Origin of the sequence: Microcoleus sp. Pol12B4, from assembly GCF_036701385.1 — a bacterium.
Lineage (GTDB): Bacteria > Cyanobacteriota > Cyanobacteriia > Cyanobacteriales > Microcoleaceae > Microcoleus.
This window is the reverse complement of sequence record NZ_JAUBQR010000110.1, coordinates 1-21,342: the sequence shown is the minus strand read 5'-3', so window position 1 is coordinate 21,342 and position 21,342 is coordinate 1. Positions and strand designations below refer to the sequence as shown.

Annotated in this window: 21 protein-coding genes; 11 read left to right on the top strand and 10 right to left on the bottom strand. The window is 45.6% G+C overall.

Annotated elements, in window-relative coordinates; all coding sequences use genetic code 11:
- Positions 1-414: 414 nt before the first annotated feature.
- Positions 415-3,582, top strand: coding sequence for an MFS transporter (locus QUA38_RS16185; RefSeq protein ID WP_333163384.1), 3,168 nt, complete (start codon positions 415-417; stop codon positions 3,580-3,582).
- Between the two features lie 150 nt (positions 3,583-3,732).
- Here QUA38_RS16185 and QUA38_RS16180 read toward each other — a convergent pair whose 3' ends face one another.
- Positions 3,733-4,323 (bottom strand): Uma2 family endonuclease, encoded by a 591-nt coding sequence (locus tag QUA38_RS16180; RefSeq protein ID WP_333163382.1) that lies wholly within the window; start codon positions 4,321-4,323, stop codon positions 3,733-3,735.
- Positions 4,324-4,611: 288 nt separating this feature from the next.
- On the opposite strand from QUA38_RS16180, the gene QUA38_RS16175 reads away from it, so the two are divergent.
- Positions 4,612-5,088 (top strand): orange carotenoid protein N-terminal domain-containing protein, encoded by a 477-nt coding sequence (locus QUA38_RS16175; protein ID WP_333163380.1) that lies wholly within the window; start codon positions 4,612-4,614, stop codon positions 5,086-5,088.
- A gap of 160 nt (positions 5,089-5,248) precedes the next feature.
- Here QUA38_RS16175 and QUA38_RS16170 read toward each other — a convergent pair whose 3' ends face one another.
- The 5 genes from QUA38_RS16170 to QUA38_RS16150 form a co-directional block, all read right to left on the bottom strand.
- Positions 5,249-5,680, bottom strand: a complete 432-nt coding sequence (locus QUA38_RS16170; protein ID WP_333163378.1) for a VOC family protein — start codon at positions 5,678-5,680, stop codon at positions 5,249-5,251.
- Between the two features lie 37 nt (positions 5,681-5,717).
- The gene (locus tag QUA38_RS16165) at positions 5,718-6,392 is read right to left on the bottom strand and encodes an acetoacetate decarboxylase family protein (RefSeq protein ID WP_333163376.1); all 675 of its coding nucleotides are present in this window, start codon (positions 6,390-6,392) and stop codon (positions 5,718-5,720) included.
- A 279-nt stretch (positions 6,393-6,671) separates the two neighbouring features.
- Positions 6,672-8,153 carry an S-layer homology domain-containing protein gene (locus QUA38_RS16160; protein ID WP_333163374.1) on the bottom strand — a complete coding sequence of 494 codons (1,482 nt, stop codon included), beginning with the start codon at positions 8,151-8,153 and terminating at the stop codon, positions 6,672-6,674.
- Positions 8,154-8,315: 162 nt separating this feature from the next.
- On the bottom strand, positions 8,316-9,302 hold the full coding sequence (locus tag QUA38_RS16155) for a DUF6263 family protein (protein ID WP_333163372.1): 987 nt from the start codon (positions 9,300-9,302) through the stop codon (positions 8,316-8,318).
- A 4-nt stretch (positions 9,303-9,306) separates the two neighbouring features.
- Positions 9,307-9,996, bottom strand: a complete 690-nt coding sequence (locus tag QUA38_RS16150) for a polysaccharide deacetylase family protein (RefSeq protein WP_333163370.1) — start codon at positions 9,994-9,996, stop codon at positions 9,307-9,309.
- Between the two features lie 79 nt (positions 9,997-10,075).
- Here QUA38_RS16150 and QUA38_RS16145 point away from each other — a divergent pair, with 79 nt between their 5' ends.
- The 7 genes from QUA38_RS16145 (at position 10,076) to QUA38_RS16115 (ending at position 15,048) form a co-directional block, all read left to right on the top strand.
- The gene (locus QUA38_RS16145; protein ID WP_333163368.1) at positions 10,076-10,369 is read left to right on the top strand and encodes a DUF433 domain-containing protein; all 294 of its coding nucleotides are present in this window, start codon (positions 10,076-10,078) and stop codon (positions 10,367-10,369) included.
- A complete protein-coding gene (locus QUA38_RS16140; protein WP_333163366.1) occupies positions 10,366-10,689 on the top strand; it encodes a DUF5615 family PIN-like protein in 324 nt (107 codons plus the stop codon). The genes QUA38_RS16145 and QUA38_RS16140 overlap by 4 nt, the downstream gene beginning before the upstream one ends.
- Positions 10,690-10,910: 221 nt before the next feature.
- Positions 10,911-11,678, top strand: a complete 768-nt coding sequence (locus QUA38_RS16135) for a ChaB family protein (RefSeq protein WP_333163364.1) — start codon at positions 10,911-10,913, stop codon at positions 11,676-11,678.
- A gap of 259 nt (positions 11,679-11,937) precedes the next feature.
- On the top strand, positions 11,938-12,096 hold the full coding sequence (rd, locus tag QUA38_RS16130) for a rubredoxin (RefSeq protein WP_333163362.1): 159 nt from the start codon (positions 11,938-11,940) through the stop codon (positions 12,094-12,096).
- Positions 12,097-12,120: 24 nt separating this feature from the next.
- Positions 12,121-13,368 carry an NAD(P)/FAD-dependent oxidoreductase gene (locus tag QUA38_RS16125; RefSeq protein ID WP_333163360.1) on the top strand — a complete coding sequence of 416 codons (1,248 nt, stop codon included), beginning with the start codon at positions 12,121-12,123 and terminating at the stop codon, positions 13,366-13,368.
- A gap of 172 nt (positions 13,369-13,540) precedes the next feature.
- Entirely contained in the window at positions 13,541-14,212 is a 672-nt protein-coding gene (locus QUA38_RS16120; protein WP_333163358.1) for a hypothetical protein, read from the top strand.
- A 62-nt stretch (positions 14,213-14,274) separates the two neighbouring features.
- Entirely contained in the window at positions 14,275-15,048 is a 774-nt protein-coding gene (locus QUA38_RS16115; protein WP_333163356.1) for a class II aldolase/adducin family protein, read from the top strand.
- A 110-nt stretch (positions 15,049-15,158) separates the two neighbouring features.
- On the opposite strand, the gene QUA38_RS16110 is transcribed toward QUA38_RS16115, so the two are convergent.
- From QUA38_RS16110 to QUA38_RS16095, 4 genes are all read right to left on the bottom strand, one after another.
- On the bottom strand, positions 15,159-15,407 hold the full coding sequence (locus tag QUA38_RS16110) for a DUF4351 domain-containing protein (protein ID WP_333163354.1): 249 nt from the start codon (positions 15,405-15,407) through the stop codon (positions 15,159-15,161).
- A gap of 69 nt (positions 15,408-15,476) precedes the next feature.
- Entirely contained in the window at positions 15,477-16,064 is a 588-nt protein-coding gene (locus tag QUA38_RS16105) for an Rpn family recombination-promoting nuclease/putative transposase (protein ID WP_333163386.1), read from the bottom strand.
- A gap of 50 nt (positions 16,065-16,114) precedes the next feature.
- On the bottom strand, positions 16,115-16,861 hold the full coding sequence (locus QUA38_RS16100; protein WP_333163352.1) for a HEAT repeat domain-containing protein: 747 nt from the start codon (positions 16,859-16,861) through the stop codon (positions 16,115-16,117).
- 334 nt (positions 16,862-17,195) lie between these two features.
- Positions 17,196-17,732, bottom strand: coding sequence for a GNAT family N-acetyltransferase (locus tag QUA38_RS16095; RefSeq protein ID WP_333163351.1), 537 nt, complete (start codon positions 17,730-17,732; stop codon positions 17,196-17,198).
- 344 nt (positions 17,733-18,076) lie between these two features.
- Between QUA38_RS16095 and QUA38_RS16085 the strand changes: the two genes are divergently transcribed.
- Positions 18,077-19,438: a calcium-binding protein gene (locus QUA38_RS16085; RefSeq protein ID WP_333163349.1), complete on the top strand. Its 1,362-nt coding sequence runs from the start codon at positions 18,077-18,079 to the stop codon at positions 19,436-19,438.
- A 215-nt stretch (positions 19,439-19,653) separates the two neighbouring features.
- Complete coding sequence (locus tag QUA38_RS16080) at positions 19,654-21,012, top strand: calcium-binding protein (RefSeq protein ID WP_333163348.1); 1,359 nt, start codon at positions 19,654-19,656, stop codon at positions 21,010-21,012.
- The last annotated feature ends 330 nt before the right edge of the window (positions 21,013-21,342 follow it).

Here is a 21,342-nt window from a genome sequence, read left to right as displayed (position 1 = left end):
GGAATTACTAGAGCGTTTTGAGCCTAAAAATCAAACGGAATCCTCAACTAGGTAGCGCACTCTACGATATGTAGAGTACATCACATCGCACTTTACTACTATTGATAATTGGTGGGGATTGCCCCCACCTCAAACTTGCCAGTTTTATGCGATCTCTGCTGCTACCAATCCCTTAAAAAGTTATTTCTGACTTTAGACGGATTTATTTTTTAGCTTCCAGAGCCATAATAAGCAGTAAGGATGAGATCACTAGAGAACTGAGTTACCACTCATCCCAATGTCACTAAGAAGGGCTTCCGTAAGATAAAGCCGAACCCAAACAAAACCTCATCTAAAGATTACAAACACCCCTATAAAAAATTGGGGGCAATTTTCTCTATGCCGAGTTAGGCATAAAAATTAAGGAGGTAAATTATGTTTCAAAGCGAGTTATTAATGTCGCTGTACACTCCAAAACTCGATAGGGGCCAAATGCCAGTAGAAATGCCAGTAGAAATGCCAGTACAAATGCCAGTAGAAATGGATGTGCCATTTGACCACCCCGATATCGGAGGGCTGATGTTTTTAAGCCCGCAGTTTTTCGTAGCCTTAATCGCCGGAGTCATTATGGCTTTCGGCTTCCAATTCCTGTTAACAAATTTCTCGATCGCCGCCAAAATCTCAAATTGGGACGAGGCTTTACCCGACGATGACGATGATGATGAATCCGAAAGTTTAGGCAAAAAAGTTCGGAAAATCGAAGGTTTAGTCGGGGGTTGGATTTTAGTCACAGTTAACCTGGCTTTATTTTTGGCTTGTTTTCTGGCAGTCAAACTAACTTCTATTGCCAGCGTAGATGGAGCGGCAATTATTGGTGTGGTCATCTGGGCCGCGTACTTTTTAACCCTTGTATGGCTCGGTTCTAGCGCCGTCGGTTCTATGATCGGTTCCTTGATAAAAACTGCTTTTTCAGGCGTTCAAGGTCTCATGGGTACTGCAGGTGCTGCGATCGGCGGCAAGATGGCTAGCGACCAAATGGTCAATACTGTAGAGGCATCTGTGGCCGCTGTCCGCCGCGAATTGATCTCGGCGGTAGACCCGGATAGCATTCGCGAAACACTGCAAGATTATGTGGGTTCTTTGCAGTTACCGAAACTAGATGTTAAGGAAATTCGCGGTCAATTTGAAAAGTTGCTGGGCGATGCAGATCTCAAATCTCTTGCCGGAAGCGACGTTCTGAAGAATGTTAACCGCCAGACTTTTGTGGATTTAGTTAAAAGTCGCACAGACTTTTCTCAAGAGGAAATAACTCAAGTTGCCGACCAACTCGAAGGCGTTTGGAAGCAAACATTTGGCAAGCAGCAAGAGCAGAAAGACCCGAATTTAGAGTTGGTTGATTTTCTCAAGTTTGCGGCTCCCGATTTGCTGAAGTCTGACGAACTCAACGCCAAGCTGTCTCAAATTCTGGAAAGTAGGGAAAACAAATCGGAATCCAGCAGCGGCATGAAGCGAGCGATGCAGTTGGGTGTGGAAGCTCTTGTGGGCACTGTTTTGTCGCGGACGGATTTGTCTGATTTGGATGTTGAAAAAATCTCTGGTCAGTTGCAACAACTGACAGCACAAGGGACTCAAAAAGCTAAATCTTTTGCTTCTCAGGTGGGCGACAAAGTGCCTGCGCTGCCTTTCAATACAGCTAAGGCTGATGTGGAAAACTACTTGATGAATGCCCAACCGTGGCATCTCAACCGCGAGACAATCAAGCAGGAGTTTAGGGATGTTATTTACGACCCGGAAGCCTCTCCTGGGGCCGTTTTGCACCAGTTAGAGATGTTTAATCCCGATTATTTTGTAGGGATTCTAAGCCGCCGCGAGGGGTTTGCTCCTGAACAGGTGACGGAAATTGCCGAACAGCTTGAAGGTGTCCGCCAAGAAGTGTTGGAAATCGTGCGAGATGCTGCTGGTGAAGAACAGTCTCAAGATTTACGCAGCCGGATTGAGAATTATTTGCGATCGACTGGCAAGGAGGAATTGAATCCTGAAGGTATTGAACGGGATTTCCAAGCGCTTTTGGAAGACCGGGATGCTGGTTTTGAGGCTTTGCGCGATCGCCTGTCGCAATTTAACCGCGATACTTTGGTGCAGTTGCTGGGTCAGCGGGAAGATTTCAGTCCAGAGGAAGCCGATCAGTTAATAGGCCGACTCGAAAGTTCCCGCGATCGCGTGATTTCTAGAGCTCAAGAATTGCAAGAGCAAGCGAAATCGAAAGCCCAAGAATTGCGACAAAAGGTAGAAGACTATCTCCGCAATACTAATAAGGAAGAACTCAACCCTGAAGCGATCGAGCGCGAGTTTCAAACGCTGTTAAGCGACCCGGAAGCCGGATTTAAAGCGCTGAGAGAACGCTTATCTCAATTCGACCGCGATACCCTGGTGCAGTTGCTGTCACAGCGCCAAGACCTCAGCGAAGAACAGATCAATCAGGCGATCGACCGGATCGAATCTGTGCGCGACAACATTATCCACGCGCCGCAAATAGTCGCAGATAGAGCTAGGGAGCAGTACGAGGAAGTTACTGCAAAAATTGGCGAGTACCTGCGGAATACAAACCTGGAAGAACTCGATCCAGAAGGCATCAATCGGGATTTGACTAAATTGTTTGAAAATCCGAAAGAGGGTGCTTTGGCACTTCGGGAAAGACTTTCTCAGGTCGATCGCGAAACTTTAGTCAAGCTGCTGTCGCAGCGGGAAGATTTGAGCGAAGAACAGATCAATCGGACGATCGATCGCGTGCAAGATTCGATTCGCAGCATCGTGAAATCGCCCCGTCGCTTGGCATCTCGCGCTCAAAAAACAGTCCGGGATTTCCAAGGCAGTTTGGAAAATTACTTGCGGAATACGGACAAGGAAGAACTCAATCCTGAAAGCATCAAACGCGATTTGCAGTTGCTCTTTAGCGAGCCCGGAATGGGGATGCAAAGTCTGGGCGATCGCCTCAAGCACTTCGACCGCTCGACTCTGGTAGCATTGCTGTCGCAGCGGGAAGACATCTCGGAAGAGGAAGCTAACAGAATTGCCGACCAAATTGAATCTGTCCGCAACCAAATTGTCGAACAAGTTCAAATGGTTCAGGACAAGTTTCAGTCAGCAATGGATGGTATTTTTGGGAAAATCCGGGATTACCTCAATTCGCTCGATCGACCAGAACTCAACTACGAAGGCATCAAGCGGGACTTGCGTAAAGTGTTTGACGACCCGCAGGCAGGATTTGACGCGATTAAAGAGCGTTTAGGTGAGTTCGATCGCGGTACTTTAGTTGCCCTGCTGAGTTCTCGTTCCGATATTTCCGAGACAGACGCTCACCGAATTGTTGACCAAATGGAAGGAGCCAGGGACAGCGTTTTATTGCGTTCGGAACGCCTGCAAAATGAAACCAAAAAACGCATCAAACAGCTCAAGAACAAGGCCAAGCAGCAAGCAGAAGATGCGCGCGAAGCCGCCGCAGCCGCAGCTTGGTGGCTGTTCGGTACGGCTCTGACTTCTGTGGTTGTTTCGGCTTTGGCTGGAGCAATAGCAGTTAACGGGATTTCGGGTTTGTTTAGCTAGATTTTAAACGAGTTTGAAATAAAGTTCTCCTGATTCTAGGCTGGCTGTTTGCCAGCCTATTTTTTTTGCAATGAAACCCGGCTTTTTTAGTCCGCCCGACCCTAGATTCTGCCACGTAAACTGCGGCGGATTTTGTTTATGTAGCGAATTCTATTCGCCGAGAAAACTAGGAGGAAATACTTTAGATAAATCGAGGGAGAAATCCCCAAAATTAGGCAGGGCAACTGTCTCGTTAGGTAGAAAAATTATCTTGACGCGATAACCAAATTGGCCTTGCGAATTCTGATAAGGTTCGCTGTAACATTCCAAACAAATTTCTAATAAATTAAATATCCAATAATCAGAGATACCCGCTTCAGCATAAAGGGGCAACTTGACTTGTTTGTCGTAATTCAAAGAAGAATCCGCAATCTCAATCAGTAACAATATATCCGCAGCAGTGGGGTGACAGGATAAATAGTCATCAGGGCGATTTTGCACGATCGCGCGATCGGGTTCAGGTTCGCTGTCATTAGGCAGAATAATCGGTTGTTGCCCCCGCAGGGTCGCCCTTTCTCCCAGCAGCTTAAATAACTCGCGTTCCAAGCGTGTCTCGCAAACAGAGTGAGCCGTACCTTTAGCAGCCATGTTGACAAGTTGTCCCTCGATCAACTCAACTCGATCGTCCTCACTAAAGAACCCCAGTTCTGTCAGGCTGTGATATTCCGCTATGGTGAAGCGTTTTGCAGTTGCGATCGACATAACAGCCACCTCAATACAAGTCTGTTGCGATTATAGGCGATCGTCGATCGGCTAAACAATGCTAATCATGAGCTCCGCTAACAACAATCTTGTCAAATTTTCCTCATCCTTTGGTTGCAAATTTTCCCAGTTTTGGTCAATTTACTCCCCGAACTTATGTCCGGGATCATCTCTGTCTTAAGCAAGATTCTAGCATCACTATTTATTAGGTACTTTAACTTAAGTAGCAAACAAAAGTTTTCTCACAAATAAGAAAACTGAGCAATACATATTATTTTGGAGGCTTGAATGACCTTTACTACCAGTGCTTACGACCAAGGAAAAGCAGATATTAAGCAGTTGAGTGTAGACGACCAATTAGGTTTGCTGTGGTTTGTTTACACCGAAATGGGCAAGTCGATAACGCCAGCGGCTCCCGGTGCTTCCGGTTCCGAAATCGCTCAGGGTTTGTTCGAGCAAGTCAAGCCTCTGCCCCACCAAGAACAACTACAAGTAATGCGGGACATTGCCTCAAAAGCTAATACTGAAATCAGCCGGATGTACGGCTCGATGAGTCCTGAAACCAAGCTGGCTTTTTGGTATTTCCTAGCGGTAGGAATGGACGAAGGAACTATTATTCCTGTGCCTCCAGGCTATCAACTTCCCGACGCCGGAAAAGCTTTATTAGGAAAGATTGAGGGCATGGATTTCCAGCAGCAAATTGATTTTCTTCGCGGTACGATTTTAGAAATGGGTGCTGAAGCCGCTCCGGGGGCTGGCATTTAAAAAGATTAGTAATTACTCAGCGAATAAATTCCCGCAGCCCCGGTTAATTTGTGATAAAATTAGCTGGGGTTGCTCAATCTCGCAGTCCTGGACGCATTTCAACGTAATGCGGTCATTTACAAGCGTTGCAAAGCCTCTCTATAAAACTTAATGCGTGACCTCATAACTTTGGCTGCGCTAATAACTTTTCTAACAGCGAGCTAACTTCCTGACCGTAGGCAATTTCCAGCGTATGACCGTCCGGGTCTCGGAGATAAGCCCAGTAACCGACTGGAGGTTCCGAGTCATTAGGGCCGTTCAATAAAAGCCCTTCTGACTCAGCCTCACTGCAAAGGCGATCGACTTTTTCACGACTTTCGCAGGCGACACCGAGATGGGAATCTGGCAAAAGTTTGCCATTCACTAATGGTGCTTTAATTAGCACAATGACGAAGGGTTGAATCAAATCACAAATCCAAGCAACATCTAATGATGTAATTGGCTCTCCCCGACGGTGAACCACTTTGAAGCCCCCGTACTTCGCGTAAAATGAGATGCTTTTGTCTACATCGCTAACTGAAAGTGCAATGTGGGTAAAACCAATATCGCTCATTTGAAGTTTCCTCCTATAATGTACGCAAATTTTAGCGCTAATAACTGAATTCAGCAGATATGTTTCCCACTATTTGCGGCGCACCTGCAATTAAACGCAGATCTTCGCAGGCAACTGTTAGCAAGGGCTGACCTAAGTTTAAATTGGCAAAATGACTTTCTTCAGGTATTTCTAATTCGCCTTTAATCAAGCCGGTTCGAGATTTAACTTCTCCCTTAAACAACAGCAAATTGCTGCGGTCAGCGCTAAAAACATTTCCGCTCACAGGCAGCGGTAAAGCTAAAGCTTGCTTGCTGTAATTGAGGCTGCACAGTGGAAGGTTTTCTTGGCTAACTGTGACGCGGTAGCCTAGCGGTGCTGCCTTTAACGAATCGCTGCCTTCCCAACTAAATGTAGCTAATTCTTTAGGAAGTCCCCAAATTTCGCGCCCGCCTGCTACCGAGTTAGGATTGTCTACGTAGATGTGGGAAATCCAAGCGCCCCATTTTCCGGCATAATTGGCGATCGCGCTAACTACAATTAACTCATTGTACTCCATCACCGAACCCAACCCATAGGAGGATATATAAATGCCGCCTAGGGTTTTTCCGGGCAATAAATAGACAATTTCTAACTCAGAGGGAACCAAGGGGCGCACTCGTGCCACATCTACCAATTGTAAAGTCTGAACAGCATAACCTTGCAGATTCCAAGGTGCAGATGGATATACCATTTTAAGTGATTTAATGTCTGATATTTTATATTTATTTTAGCTTGGCGCTTCAAAAAGCAACAACTTTTGGTATTTTTTCACAAGTTGTTAGTAATTTACTTTATTTAAACAAATTAATATGTGACGATAAATTTGATGAATATTTGACGTGGGTTATCTGTTGTAGGGGGGGCGGGTTTAGTAATCTTCTGAGTAAGAATTAGATATTATTCGTCAAACCCGCCCTACAGATATTATCAGCGTTTATCCACGTTCATCTGCGGTTAAAAACCTCCCAATCTACTTACTAGCATAACCCGTGCTCACCAAAAACTCCCGCAGCTTCCCAAAGAATTGAGTACGATCGCGCCCTTGATAAACTCTCTCCAACAACTGCCAACCTTCCGCCTCCTGACCCATGACATACTTGTTCGCCATAAAAGCTGCCAACACCCCCTTCACCTCCCCATTTTCACTCAAACGCTTGTTAGATTCCAGCCAAAGCTCAGCAGAATTCGTGTATACTTCCACCGGATACTGTTTGGTAGCATTTTGCATTTGGCCTTGGCGGTACTGCCAAATTTGCAGCGGGAAACGAGAATCAGCGTAATTTGTAAAAGCCTCGGAAAATCTGCCGTCCTGACTCTTAAACTCTGGGATATCATTTTGGCCAAAATCGACTATTTCGTAACTCACATTGCCCCAGAAATGCTTAATATGAGTGTATTTGTTAGCTGCCGAGTCGTAGCGGTAAATAAACGAATAATTGCAGCAGCGGACGCCGCTTTTGATTGAGACTAAATCGGCCAGCACTTCCGGTTCCTTGTCGCCGTCTAAATCACGGATTCGTAGCGATAAAAAACGTCCTTCTGATATTTCTTCGGTGGCTCTTTGGTCGGGGTTATCTACTAAAGAACGAGTCGGAATCAGCACTGGTTCTTCTAATAAATTTTTACCGTTGCGGATAATTCTGATGCGGAGATTTTTAGCATTTTCTGCTTCTTTTACGAAAGAAACTTCCGCCCGAACTTTCCCCGCTTCCGAGATTTCTGTTGTTCTCGGCGGGCCGATATTCGCCGGAACTTGGGCGATATATTGGGCAGGAACTAAGGCAGTTTGCCCGGGTTTGGCGATCGCCTGACAGAAAAAAGTTGCGACTTCGGCGCGAGTAGCATTCCGAGTAGGTTCTAGCTGTTTAACAGCAGGATAATTGACCACAAGTTGTTTTTCTGTGGCGGCGGCGATCGCACTTCTGGCCAGTTCGGGAATTTGCGGCGCATCCTCAAAAGTCGCATCCAAAATCTCAGCCGCCGGCTCCGTAGGTGTATATTTCAAGCCGCTGGTTAAAGCTACCAAAGCCTGCCAGCGGGTAATATTCAAAGTTGGGTTAAAGATACTGCCACTGTATCCAGACATAAAACCCGTCTGATAAGCTTCTCGAATTGCTTTAAAACCCCAGTAATTTGTAGGAATATCTGCAAAGTCGATCGGAGCCCGGACGGTTTTGGCATCGGGAAAAGCCATGCGAACCATCGCCGCAAACTCAGCCCGGCTAACTGGGCGGTTCGGGCGAAAAGTGCCGTCTTCGTAGTAGCCACTAATGATTTTTTTCTGTGCTAACTCCTCTATGCAAGCTTGCGCCCAATGCTCGTTAACATCTTTAAATTTGGCTTGAGCAAATGCCGGCGCTACATTCAGGCCCGGAAACATTAAATTCCCGATGATTATCCCTAGGGCTACCACTAAACCGATGATAGCTTGCCATCTGTGCGATCGAATCATAGAACAGACTCCTCTACTTACAAATTGGCGATCGAAACTTTCGTAAAATTTATATAATATCAGGTATATTAACCCGGTTTAATACCATTTATTAACATTTTACCGACGACGAAGGACACGGCAATGCCATGCCCCTACTTTTTCAAGTTGGTATAATAAAGGTTACTTCGACTCTAAAGTCATCTCCATCGCCATTTTTGTTGTGATTGTTGATTCTTCTGAACTGCCAGCATTTTTAGCACTCATTTCGGTATTTGAACTAATAGACACAGTAGAGCGCAAAGGAATTAATCTATCCAAGCGCCCTGTAACTTTTCCCTGGCCCTGAGAACTAAAAGATTTGAGGGTTAAGGTAGTTCCAGCAGGCAATTGGGGAGAGGTAATATTTTGGGGGTTTGCTTGCTGCTCTATACTTACATTCAGAGACACAACTCCATCTTGCCAGCTCTCCAATTCATACGTAGCAATGTCATTCACATTCATGCCACTGAAATCAGAGGAAGAAGAAACGCGCCATTTGGCTCCTTTTCCGACTGCTTCTGCAGGCAGTGGCGAGGCAAGTTGCTCTAGAGATTTAGACATTTGTCCAACCATTTGTTTGAGGTTGTTGTCAGCTCCTTCGGGCAAAATAATGTTACCTCCTTTATGAAAACCGCGATTGTCCATGATGAAAGAGCCTTTCACTCCCACCATGCTTTTGAGTGCGGAACGCATGGCATCTCGCGCAGCTGGTGGCATATTTCCAGTATCGCCGACGATATCTGAGTTAGTATAAGCAAACTCGTAGTGAATATCGCCGTTGGGATCAATTTTAGTAACTTTTGTCTCGAAAGTCATCACCGATACTGGAACTTTAGCTGCAGGCGAAGACTGACCGGATGCGGATATGTCCATATCCATTTTTACGGTCATCACACTTGTTTCTTTGACATTGATAGTTGGTTTCAGACGCAGTTCCTGTCGTGGTTCCACGCCCGGATTTAGCAGTTCCACTTGCGGGGTTTTCGAGTTGGGGGCAGGCGCGGATACGCCAGGGGCGGGCTGCTGCACTACAAGTAGAGTTTCAGCACTGAGGGAAGCAGGAGAAAGCTCGATCGCCCATCCGGCACTTACCAAACAAAGAGATGCAATAAACTGTCTTTTTTTCATTAACTTAATTTCCTGTTATTTGAATGTTTGCCTGCTCCCACAGTCGATCGACTGTCACAAATTTGTAACCTTTATACAAAAGCAATGGAATTATTTTATCAGCAGAAGCTGCAACATCTTCGCCGCCGCAATAGCCGTCGTGGAGTACAATAATTGATCCGTTTTCAGTTTGCTGCAGGATGCGACTAATAACTTTCCTCACCCCCGGCCGCACCCAATCTTCCGGGACAACACTCCACATTACAGGGCGATATTCCCACTGTTGCAATAACTCTAATGTTCGCGGCGTAAAAATGCCGTTGGGGGGGCGCACGTCCAGGATTAATTTCGGGTCTAAATCGCAAGCTTTGGCAATTGCTTTTTGCGTGTCTTCTAAACTTTGTTTGAGTTCGTGGGTTTTGAGTTTGGGAAACGATATATGCTGATAGCCGTGGAGGCCGATCCAGTGTCCGCGATCGTACACTTCTTTAGCCGTTTCTGGATGCCGATCCACGCAAAAACCTAGCCAGAAAAAACTAGCTTTGATGCCGTATTTATCTAAAATTTTTAACAGTTGAGGTGTGTGCTGACGGTGCGGCCCGTCGTCAAATGTGAGGGCAATTTCTCGGCTGTTGATATCTCCCGTCCACAGACATCTGGGAAAAGCAGATTTGAGGATGGGATGAACGACAGGAAACAGGGGTGCTAATGGCATTGATTAACCTTGATAACTGCGATCGGGTAGGAATGAAGCTGCGTTACAATAGAATAAAGTTAACTCAATCTAGGTAAATATGACAACTGCCGTTGATATTGGAACGCTAATTGTCAGCACGCCGGGAACTTGCGGTGGCCTCCCCCGCATCGCAGGTACAAGAATGTCCGTTCGGAGCATAGCTATTGACTACAAAGCAGGAATGACTCCTGAAAAAATTGCTGAAGAATTTCCGGATTTGACGTTAGCACAAATTTATGCAGGCTTCGCTTATTATCACGCTAATAAAGATGAAGTTGAGGCGGAGATAGCAGCGTACTACGAAGAGTGCGAGTATTGGGAAGCTAAATACATGGCTGGTAAGTTATCGTGAGTCAAATTCGTCTCTATATTGATGAAGATTCTGGTAACCTTTCGTTGGTAGAACCTTTGCGTAATTCTGCTGTAGAAGTGATGACTACCTCAGACGCGAACAAACTTAGCTCTTCAGATGAGGAGCAGGTAATCTGGGCAACTGAGCAAGGGCGCGTCATTTACAGTTCTAACATGGGAGATTTCTGCCGTTTGCACAGAAGTTTTGCTGAACAAAAAAGGACTCATTCAGGAATTATTGTTGTACCTAGACAAAGTTACTCAGTAGGCGCTCAGTGGCGGGGAATTTTGAAGTTGATTGCGGTTAAGTCAGCAGAGTAAATGATAAATCAGCTCGAATATTTGGGGGCTTATATTAGAGCTAAATAACTATCTTTAATAGATGAGTAATCACTCCTTAAAAACTCCTTTAACTCTTTTGATAGAGCCTCAAACTATCTCCCATTCATCTACCTCTATCTCGCGGTCGATGCGATCGCCCTACAGCGTCCTCCTATACTGAAAACCAGCATAACTAATCGAGAAACAATCAAGGAGGAACAATGACCGAGGAATATTTAGCCGAACGAACAGTTTCAGCCGTATTTAAGGAAGAAGAACAATTAGACGGTGTAATCCGGCGGTTGCTCGATCGCGGAGTTTCCCGCGACCACATCTCAGTAATGGGAAAAAACTTTCAATCTAAAACTAAAATTGCCGGCTTTATTACTAAAAAAGATGTGATATTAGGCGGTCTGCGAAGCGGAGCGATTTTTGGTTCCTTATTCGGTTCTTTTTTGGGTTTGCTAACAGGCGTCGGCGTGCTGTTTATTCCCTTTGTCGGTGCAGTAGTATCGGCGGGCCCGCTGGGTGCGGTACTGTTGGGTGCAGCTAGCGGCGCGATCGCAGGTTCGGCCGGTGCGGGTCTAGTTTCCGCTTTGGTCGCTTTGGGAATGCCCGAAGACAAAGCAACTATCTATCAAACCCGCGTTGAAGCAGGCGAATTTCTCGTGATGGCAGAAGTTCCTGCAGATAAATCGGGCGAATTTCAACTCTTGCTAGAAAGTGCAGGTGGCGAAGAGATAGCTATTAGCGAAATGACGCTGCCGCGCGCCGTCAAAGGTCGCTGCAATAGCCCTGCTGATTTATCTCCCGAAGTGCGATCGCACCTGTCGGAAGCTGCTCAAAAAACGTTTATGGAATCCTACAACGCCGCATTTGATGAAAGCAACGACTCCATACAAGCCGAACACACGGCTTGGAACGCCATTCACCAGCAGTACGAAGAAGATGAAAACGGCGTTTGGACTAAGCCTTTAGCAAAAGTCTAGTCTTCCCATCGCAGCCAACTAATAAAAAATACAATCAAGCCTCTAGAACTGCGGTTCTGGAGGCTTTGACGATTTTAGATTTTAGATTTTAGATTTGTGCAAGACTTAATTAAATTTTATATTTTATAATTTTGAAAAACTAAATTTTTAATAATTTCGGAATTGCCGAAAGTCGCATTACTTTTTGAAAGTGGTATTGCACTAAGTTGCGTTGTCAAGTACAATCTATAGGCTTACAATATAAAGTTGAGTTAAGCAAATGCAAAAATACGTTTGTACAGTTTGCAATTACGTCTACGATCCAGCAGAAGGCGACCCCGACGGGGGAATACCTGCCGGTACGGCCTTTGAAGATATCCCCGACGATTGGGTTTGTCCGACTTGCGGGGCGGTAAAATCCGATTTTGAACCAGAATAAGCGAGAAAAAATTTGTCCGATCGAATGCTCAAAATTACAGTCATCGGCGGCGGTGCTGCTGGTTTTTTTAGTGCAATTACCTGTGCCAAAACCTACCCGCAGGCCCGCGTCACTTTATTAGAAGCTGGCCGGCAACTCCTGGCAAAAGTTCGCATCTCTGGCGGCGGGCGCTGCAACGTTACTCACGCTTGTTTTGACCCCGGTGTTTTAGTGCAGAATTACCCCAGAGGAGGGAAAGCTCTGCGCGGTGCTTTTACTCGATTTCAGCCCCGCGATACTGTAGAATGGTTTGCCGGTCACGGTGTGAAGTTGAAAACAGAAGAAGACGGACGAATGTTTCCCATCACCGACGATTCGGGGACAATTGTTAACTGTTTGATCCGGGCTGCTGAGGATGCAGGCGTAAAAATTCACACCGGCGATGCAGTAGTTTCAGTAAAGAAATTAACGGGCAACACCGCCGAGGGCGAAAAGGGGGACACCGCCCCTAGGTTTGAAATTGAGTTGAAATCCGGGGAGAGTTTTAAGTGCGATCGCATTCTTCTCGCTACAGGCAGCAATCCTTCGGGTTATAAGTGGGCAAAAGAGTTAGGTAATACAGTCGAACTGCCCGTTCCTTCTCTATTTACTTTTAATATTTCCGACAGCAGAATCAAAGATTTAGCCGGAATTTCTGTTCCTAATGCTAAGGTGAAATTGCCGGGAGCTAAATTAGAACAAAGCGGGCCTTTGCTAATTACTCACTGGGGTTTAAGCGGGCCTGCTGTACTCAAACTTTCGGCTTGGGGTGCGAGATTTTTGCACGATCGCCATTATAAAACATCTGTCTTAATTAATTGGCTTCCCCAGTACAATGCGGAAGTTTTGCGGCAGCAACTGCTAGCAGTTAAGTCTCAGTTGTCGCACCGATTGATAGTTTCTAGCTGTCCGTTTCCGGTGCCGCGCCGCCTCTGGGAACGCTTGATAAGTTCGATCGGCATTGATGAGCAAAAACGCTGGGCCGACTTATCTAACAAAATCCTCGATCGCCTCCTGCAAGAACTCGTTCAAGGCGAATATCAGATTGCCGGAAAAGGCGCATTTAAAGAAGAGTTCGTCACCTGCGGCGGTGTCAACCTTAAAGAAGTCGATTTTAAGACAATGGAAAGCCGCCGCTGTCCCGGACTTTTCTTTGCGGGCGAAATCTTGGATATCGACGGCGTGACGGGCGGTTTCAACTTCCAAAGTGCTTGGACTACGGCGTGGTTGGCCGGGAACGCGATCGGCAAATGATACCATTTTAGATTTTAGATTGGTCAATAAAGGTTTGGGAGTTGCGATCGCCCGTTCTGCTTGCCTGTATTAAATTTTGTGTTATTTTTGAATTAAGGCGCACCAAATGTGTGTCAAATTCAGCTTGTAGACAAAATTCGCAGTTTGGCGGACTTAACATTGGGTGAGATACATGAAAAACTTGAATCTAAAAACCCTAAAGTTCGATCGCAACCTTGACAGCCATCTTGACTCACCTTTCATCGAAAAAAATGGCTGGCTGGAATTCAACCCCAAATTTATCGAACCCGAATTTTTAACAACCTGGACGTTTGAAACACACCTGTACGACGAACAAGTTGCGATCGACCACTTTGTCCTCACATTCCCTAGCCGCACCGAACTCGAAAACTACGCCAAATCTTTTTACCCCTTCGGCGCCAAAACAGTTGAAGGCCCCGACTTGTTCCCGATTAACTTTTGTGCGGAAAACATTAATGTTCCCTCCGACTTGTGGCTGCATTTAATGACCTTATTAATGCCAGCCGGCGGCTTAGTAGTATTAGATGCGCCCCACGCACCGGGCGACCAGACAGACCGCTTCCAGCAAGAAAGAGGATTAGAAGCAGTTCACCACGTCGCGATTCGAGTCGAAAACGTGCAGAATGCTGCTAAAATATGGCAAAACAAAAACTTTAAACCGCTATCAGAGCATCCTCTAAACTCCGGCTCATTAACCCAGTGGTTTCTGCAAAACCCCGCCGGACAAATTCTCGAATTAATAGAACGTCGTCCCGGTAACAACGCCACCTTTGACTGCAAAAACATCGCAGGTTTGCGCCTTAGTGAAATCGCCAGTCAGTAGGGCAGGCAAGATGCCTGCCCCACAATTGGCAATTACCCATTCCCCGTTACAAAATCAAATATATGGTTGCAATAAAAATCCCCAAAGTCACTTTTCAACCCCCGGCATTCAACTCAATTGAAGAAGAACGCCGCCACCGCAAACAGCGTTTAGCGGCCGCATTCCGATTATTTGCCCGCTTCGGATTCAGCGAAGGGATTGCCGGACATATCACCGTCCGCGACCCCGAACACCTAGACCATTTCTGGGTCAATTCTTTTGGAATGCACTTTAGTTTAATTCGAGTCAGCGACCTAATTTTAGTCAACCACAAAGGCGAAGTTGTTCAAGGAAATAAACCCGTAAACGAAGCAGCATTTGCCATTCATTCCCAAGTGCACAGCGCCCGCCCCGACGTAATCGCAGCAGCCCACGCTCATTCTCCCTACGGCAAAAGTTGGTCGAGTTTGGGCCGCCTGCTTGACCCGCTGACGCAAGATGCTTGTTCTTTTTATGAAGACCAAGCTTTATTTGACGATTACACCGGAGTTGTTTTGGAAATCGAAGAAGCTAAACGCATCGCCAAAACTTTAGGTGAGAAAAAAGCTATTATTTTACAAAATCACGGACTGTTAACAGTAGGTCAAACAGTAGATGAAGCAGCTTGGTGGTTTATTGCAATGGAACGTTCTTGTCAAGCGCAGTTAATGGCAGAAGCAGCGGGAAAACCAATTCTTATCAAGCCAGAATGTGCGCGTTTAACACAGCAGCAAGTAGGGTCTCACCGCATGGGATGGTTTAGCTTTCAACCGATTTATGACATGATAGTGCGCCGGGAACCCGACTTATTAGATTAGAAACTCCGCGGTTGAAACCGCTATACACAAACACCGTCCGCGTGCGACGAATAGAGAATGAAGGGGGTATTAAAGCCGGATTTAGTATCAGGAACGCAAAAGTTATAAATTCATGCTGAAGCCGATTCCAGCCAAGGTATCAAATCCTTTTGAGTGGTAAAATCTAACAAGACTTCTCCTAAATCCTGTAATTGTTCGAGAGATAACTGCCGAATGCGAGTTTGAGTTTCTGGTGGGATTTCGCCAGTGCGCCGCGCGACTTGACGCAAGATTAATGCTGTTTGCCCCTCAATTAGACCTTCTTGGCGACCTTCTTGCATCCCCTTAATAACAGCACCGCGTTGGTCTTCAAAAAACATTTCCCGCTTTTCCAATTCCTTTAATTCCTTAAGGGTTAAATTAGTTCTGCTGGCGATGGAAAAAGCTGTTTAAATTTCGGTCATTGATGCAAATTTTTCCGGAATTTCCTCGAATAGGGAAGCATTTTTGATAAAATAAATCCAGCTTGGAATGAGGTTTTCGATGTGTTCCAGTTCTTGGTTAAACTTGGGCAGTTCGACAAATAATAATTCTATTTCTCTGTTATAATACTCGAAGTTTTCTTGGAGTTCTTTAAATACAAAATGGGTGAGAAATTTTTCTGTATTTTCAAACAAAATAAAATCTGTGATTGTTAAAGCAATTAGAGGATTTAATTTAGAGTATCCTTCCCGGGGTCTGAGTTGAGTTGCGTAGGTTTTGGCGCAATTATACACTACCCGTGTAGTAAAAGCTTCTACATTTATTACCTGCATTTCGATAATCACAGTTTTGTTGTCTGTAATTTTGGCTTTAACATCCAGGTAAGTGTCTTTTAATCCAGTAACGCTCGGCGCGGCGTAAGGGTCAATAATTTCTAAGTCTTCAATGGTTGGCTCTGCACCATAGAGCATAGCATTCAGGAAGCTAATCAAAATGTCTTTGCTCTGGGGCGAAGCAAAGATTTTTTTGTAACCAAATTCTGTCTTAGAATTGATGAAATTGATAATTTGGAATTAGTAAGTGGTGTTTTATTGTGGTAATGATATCACAAAAGTCCTTCCATTTCTAAGTCTTCAATTATCTGCAATCCGCGCGGGTCGCCGACTCGCAAGAGCGAAGATTTAGCATCTTCCCGCACGCCCATATCTTCATCTTCTTCTAAAGCTTCAATCAGACCATCGATCGCCCCAGCGTACACTATATTATTCGGCAATTCGCGGGCCAGTTGCCCGATCGCCCAAGCGCAGTTGCTCCGCACAGCAGACACAGAATCTCCCCGCAGCGTTTGAATCAACGGCGGAATCGCAGCAATCACCACATAGTAACCAACTTTTGCCATTTGACCCAGAGAACTCGCCGCCCACAAACGCACCGCCGAAATATCTGTCGAGAGAGCATCAATTAAAGATGGCAAAGCGCGGTGGTCCCTGCAATTTCCCAGGGCCCAAACTACGCCTTTGCGAACGTAACCGTTCCAGTCGGAGTTAAGCTGAAGAATCAGCGGTTCCACAGCATCGGGGCTCGGATTTCGCCCCAACGCATAAGCCGCGCTCACCCGCACCAAGGGGCAACCGTCTCTCAACAAATTAATTAAATGCGAAATTGCTCGATCGTCCTGCAGTTCGCAAAAAGCCCGCGCCGCAATCATCCGGTGCTGAGGTTCCGGGGATTCCAGCAAAGGCAGCATTTCCTCGGGATCTGGCAGCGGGGGTTCGGATTCATAAATTTGATCCAAAGGGCTTTCCAGTTCCGTGTCAGTATCAAGGGCGTTGGAGTAGTCGTTATTGTTCATAAAAAAACTTTACCGCACAGAGGATGCTCCTAAGCAACTCAGTCAGCAGTCAGCAGTCAGCAGTCAGCAGTCAATAATGATAGGGTGCGCGCGCAGTACCTTACTACAAACAAATACCTCTGCTGTCACCTAAGTTGGTAGCGAGGACTTCAGTCCTCATAATTGCTGTCACCTAAGTTTGTAGTGAGGACTGAAGTCCTCATAATTGGGATGAATCAGGACTAAAATCCTTACTACAAACGAATATCTCTGCTGTTAATTAAGTTGGTAGTGAGGACTGAAATCGTCATAATCAGGACTTTAGCCCTGATTCCCAACCAGCACAATTTATATTTCAAAGGGATTTAAGCATCGAGAGGGAATGACTTTGATAGCCTAATTTTTGATAGAGATTCACCGCAGGCTGATTGCTCAGAAATACTTGCAAACCAATTTGCCGATCGCCTCTTTCCCGCGCCCAATTTTCAGCATGAATAACTAAAGCTGCACCGACTCCTAGACGGCGATGTTCGGGTGCTACGTACAGCAAAAAAATGTGAGCGTATCGTTCTCCGGTGGTTTGGTCGATCGCATTTCCCAACCATAAACATCCGACAACCGAGTTGAGATTTTGGACTTGAGATTGGGGATTGAGATACTGCGAGGGAAGCACCGGCAAAATTTCTGCCTCTTCCTGGCTGTTTTTCTGGCACTCTACCCACCAAACCGGCGTCTGGTTAGAAAAATACTGCTCGACAGTTTGAGCCAAATGTCCCAATTCCCCATCCGGGTAAAGCTCTCGGTATGTCCGGTGCATAAACTTTATCAGTTTTGCCCGATCGACTCCAGATCCTGAGCGCAGCCCGTAGCCCGGTATTAATTGAGCAGACATCAGCTCACCGGACACGCAAAGCGGAATAATTTAGCCCCAAGAAAATTGGATTCACTACTGCCGCTTGCTTTTGGGGGATCGCTTCCTCAATCGGTGCCGGGGCAGCCATGTCACCCGGCAAAAAGATGCGAGCACTGACTGCTACCAGAGCCGCGAAAAATACTAATACCGCTATCAATGGAGCAATGTATTGACGAATAATACCCATAACCGCAAAAACTTAATTCTTGAGTTGATATTATCAAGTGTACCATACAAATCTTGTCAGCTATAATGGCTGCCATTGGACAATTAGCTCAAGAAGAGAGCGATCGCAAATACCAACTAACAGAAAATCTAATATTATGAGTGCCTCGCCTGCTGTTTATGAAGCTCTGGCTAAGTCAATTGTTTTTTTGAATCAAAAACCTAACGCGCAAAATGAAGTTTCCAGTTTCCTAGATACTAATGGCTACTATATCGATCGCATATTCGACGACCCAGAAACAAACTTTTATGCGATCGGGTTCGGTTCATCCAATGCCGAAAACCCGCCCGCCCTCGTATTTAAAGGTACAGACTTCATCGACGGCGACGCTATCTTTTCCGACTCGCGGGACATTGGTTTACCTGAATTTGAAAAGAACAAAGATAATATCCAAAATTGGCTCACAGAAATCGGTCAAAATACTGGTAAAAACCCCAACAAATTATTGCCCGATGTCATCGGACACAGTTGGGGCGGAGCAGTCGCTCAAATTGTAGCAACCGAATACACAACTCTGACCGGCGATATCTTTACTTTCAACTCTCCGGGAGTGTCAGCGAGTACATTCACCAGTTTTCGGAGAAATCTCAGCAGGGCAGGCAACAAAAATGTCACTCACTACATTGTCAGCGGAGATGTAGTCAGCTTGTTTGGGGAAGCATTTATTCCGGGTAAAGTATTTATCCAAAGTTTTACAGATCCGAGTATTAATCCCTTAACTGTTTTGGCAAAACATCGAACTGAAAATTTGTTAACTACTCCGCCCGTGGGTTTTTTGCAGAGGCAAATTTCCGTAGAACAATTAAACAGTCCCGAATTTGCTTATAACAACGACTCAGATTTTAATGAGTTTATCGCTGCGATGAATTTCGCCCTGCCCAATGTGTCAGTCGCCATCAGAACCAGAGGCGGTGCAGAGAGTTTGAGAACAGCACCAGAATTTTCTTTTGTGCAGTTGATCAGAGAAATGCAATACGGTTTAGCTCCCTTACAACCGAATTATTTATCAGGCGACGCTCGTAACAATACTGCTACGGGGGGCCCTGGAGAGGATACAGTTATCGGCAACGGCGGTAACGATACTCTCAGAGGCAATCGAGGTAATGACAGGATCATCGGTGGTGATGGCGACGATTTCTTGTACGGCGGCAGAGATAACGATTATTTGGAGGGTGGCGACGGAAACGATTTGGTTTCCGGCGAGTTGGGCAACGATTTTTTAATTGGTGGTGCGGGGCGCGATCGCTTTGTATTGGAATCCGGCGGCGGAGCAGATGTGATTTTAGATTTTCAAGATAGTGAAGATTTAATTACACTGTCGAGGGGTCTAACTTTTCCTCAAGTTAGAGTAACCCAAGGTGTTGACGGAGCTTTAATTACTATCCCGATTACTGGCGAAATTCTTGCTACTCTCAGAGGCGTAGTGGCAAGCGATATTACGCGGGTAGATTTTGTATAGATTTAGGGTGCTTAAAATTTGTATTTTTGGTGGCGCGAAACCTGCATGGGTTTCGTACTGAGAGAGTTTTTTTGTATTAAAAAATATCTTTAAATTTGCTCCTAAAAAGCTACTAAAAATGACCAATTAATATGGTAAATAAACTAAATTTATAGTAAACTTAGTTAAGTAGCTTAAAAACTAATTCCCCCTCAAACGACAGGAAATAAAAAAATATGCCATCCTCCCCCGCCGCTTACGAAACTATAGCCAAGCAACTTGCTTATATAGATGACAATTCCGAGTTTCAAACTTTAGTTCAAACAGGCTTGAGTGCTGCTGGCTATCAAATCGATCGCACTTTTGACGATCCCGCGACTGGATTTCACGCGATCGGCTTAATTTCCACCACCCCAGACAAACCGGCCGTTTTAGTATTTCGCGGCACTGACACGCCCGTAGACGATATTGCCAACGCAGACCCGCGCGGCACTGGTTTCAACCAATTTGAAGCCAACAAACAAGCATTAGGAAATTGGTTGACAGAAATCAGTCAAGATACAGCAAAAAACCCCAGCCGCTTGCCACCAGACCTTCTCGGACACAGCTTGGGCGGCGCCATAACGCAACTAGCCGCCACCGAATTTACATCTACTATTGGAGATGTTGTCACCTTCAATTCTCCTGGAGTTGATCAGAGTACAGTCAATACATTCAAGCAGAAAGTCGGCGCCGGAAAAAATGTAACTCACTACGTAGTTAACGGGGATTTTGTTAGTTTGGGAGGAGAAGCTTTCCTCCCCGGAAAAGTAGTTCTTCAAACATTTACTAATCCGATTATCAACCCCCTACTTGTCTTAGAAAAGCACACCCAAAGCGGTTTGTTAACTTCTCCTCCTCCCGGCTTAACTCAGAGAGAAATCTCTGTAGACCAGTTGAACCGCCCTGATTTCACTTTCACAGATTCCGATTATTTAGAACTGTTAGCTGGCTTAGACTTTACACTGCCCGCCTTGGCAACATCCCTGGAATCGCGCAGCAGTTTAGAACAATTAAGAACCGCTCCGGGAAGCTCCTTTTTAACAAACGTTGTCGCAATGCAAACTGCTCTCGATGTCTCCCAAATAAATAATTTAGTAGGCGACGATGCTAACAATACAGCATCAGGTTTCGCAGGGGACGATATTATCACTGGCAATGGGGGAAGTGACACTCTCAGCGGCAACAAAGGCAACGATATTATCAGCGGTGGCAGCGGCAACGACCGGGTATTAGGCGGCAAAGGGGATGACAATTTGAACGGTGGAGAAGGAGACGATACACTCATTGGCGCAGCGGGTGCGGATCTCTTAATTGGTGGCGCTGGACGCGACGTATTGGTGTTAGGAGTAGGCGCCGGTACAGATACACTTGTAGACTTTCAAAAGGATCAAGATTTAATCGGTTTGAGCGGAGGTTTGACCTTCAACCAATTGAGAGTTACTCCAGGTGATTTTATAACGACGATCGAAATTGCCAGTAACGGCGAAGTTCTTGCCAGTATTCCGGGTATTCCAAGCAGTCCGCTAACAGCTAGTGATTTTATTGGGATTTAGTTCGCGGCTGGCAATACAGATATTCGGTAGGGACACAACATTGTTGTGTCCTTATTTTATTTTAGGAACGCAATCCCACAGAATTTATACCATTCCATGATTAAAAACATCAATATTCCTGTAGGGAGGGGTTAACCGAAATCTCAAAAAGTAGTGGTGCAGACATTGGTAAAACCGACCCGCCCGAATCTTATAATTATAGCGACCGGACTTGAGATTAATCGAAATCGTCCAGTCCAGGCCGTGGCATAGCTGCTAATTTTTTCTCATCTTCTAGGGGCAGAAAGAAAATCGTCAGCATACCGGGAATCACAGCCAGCGCGCTCATCA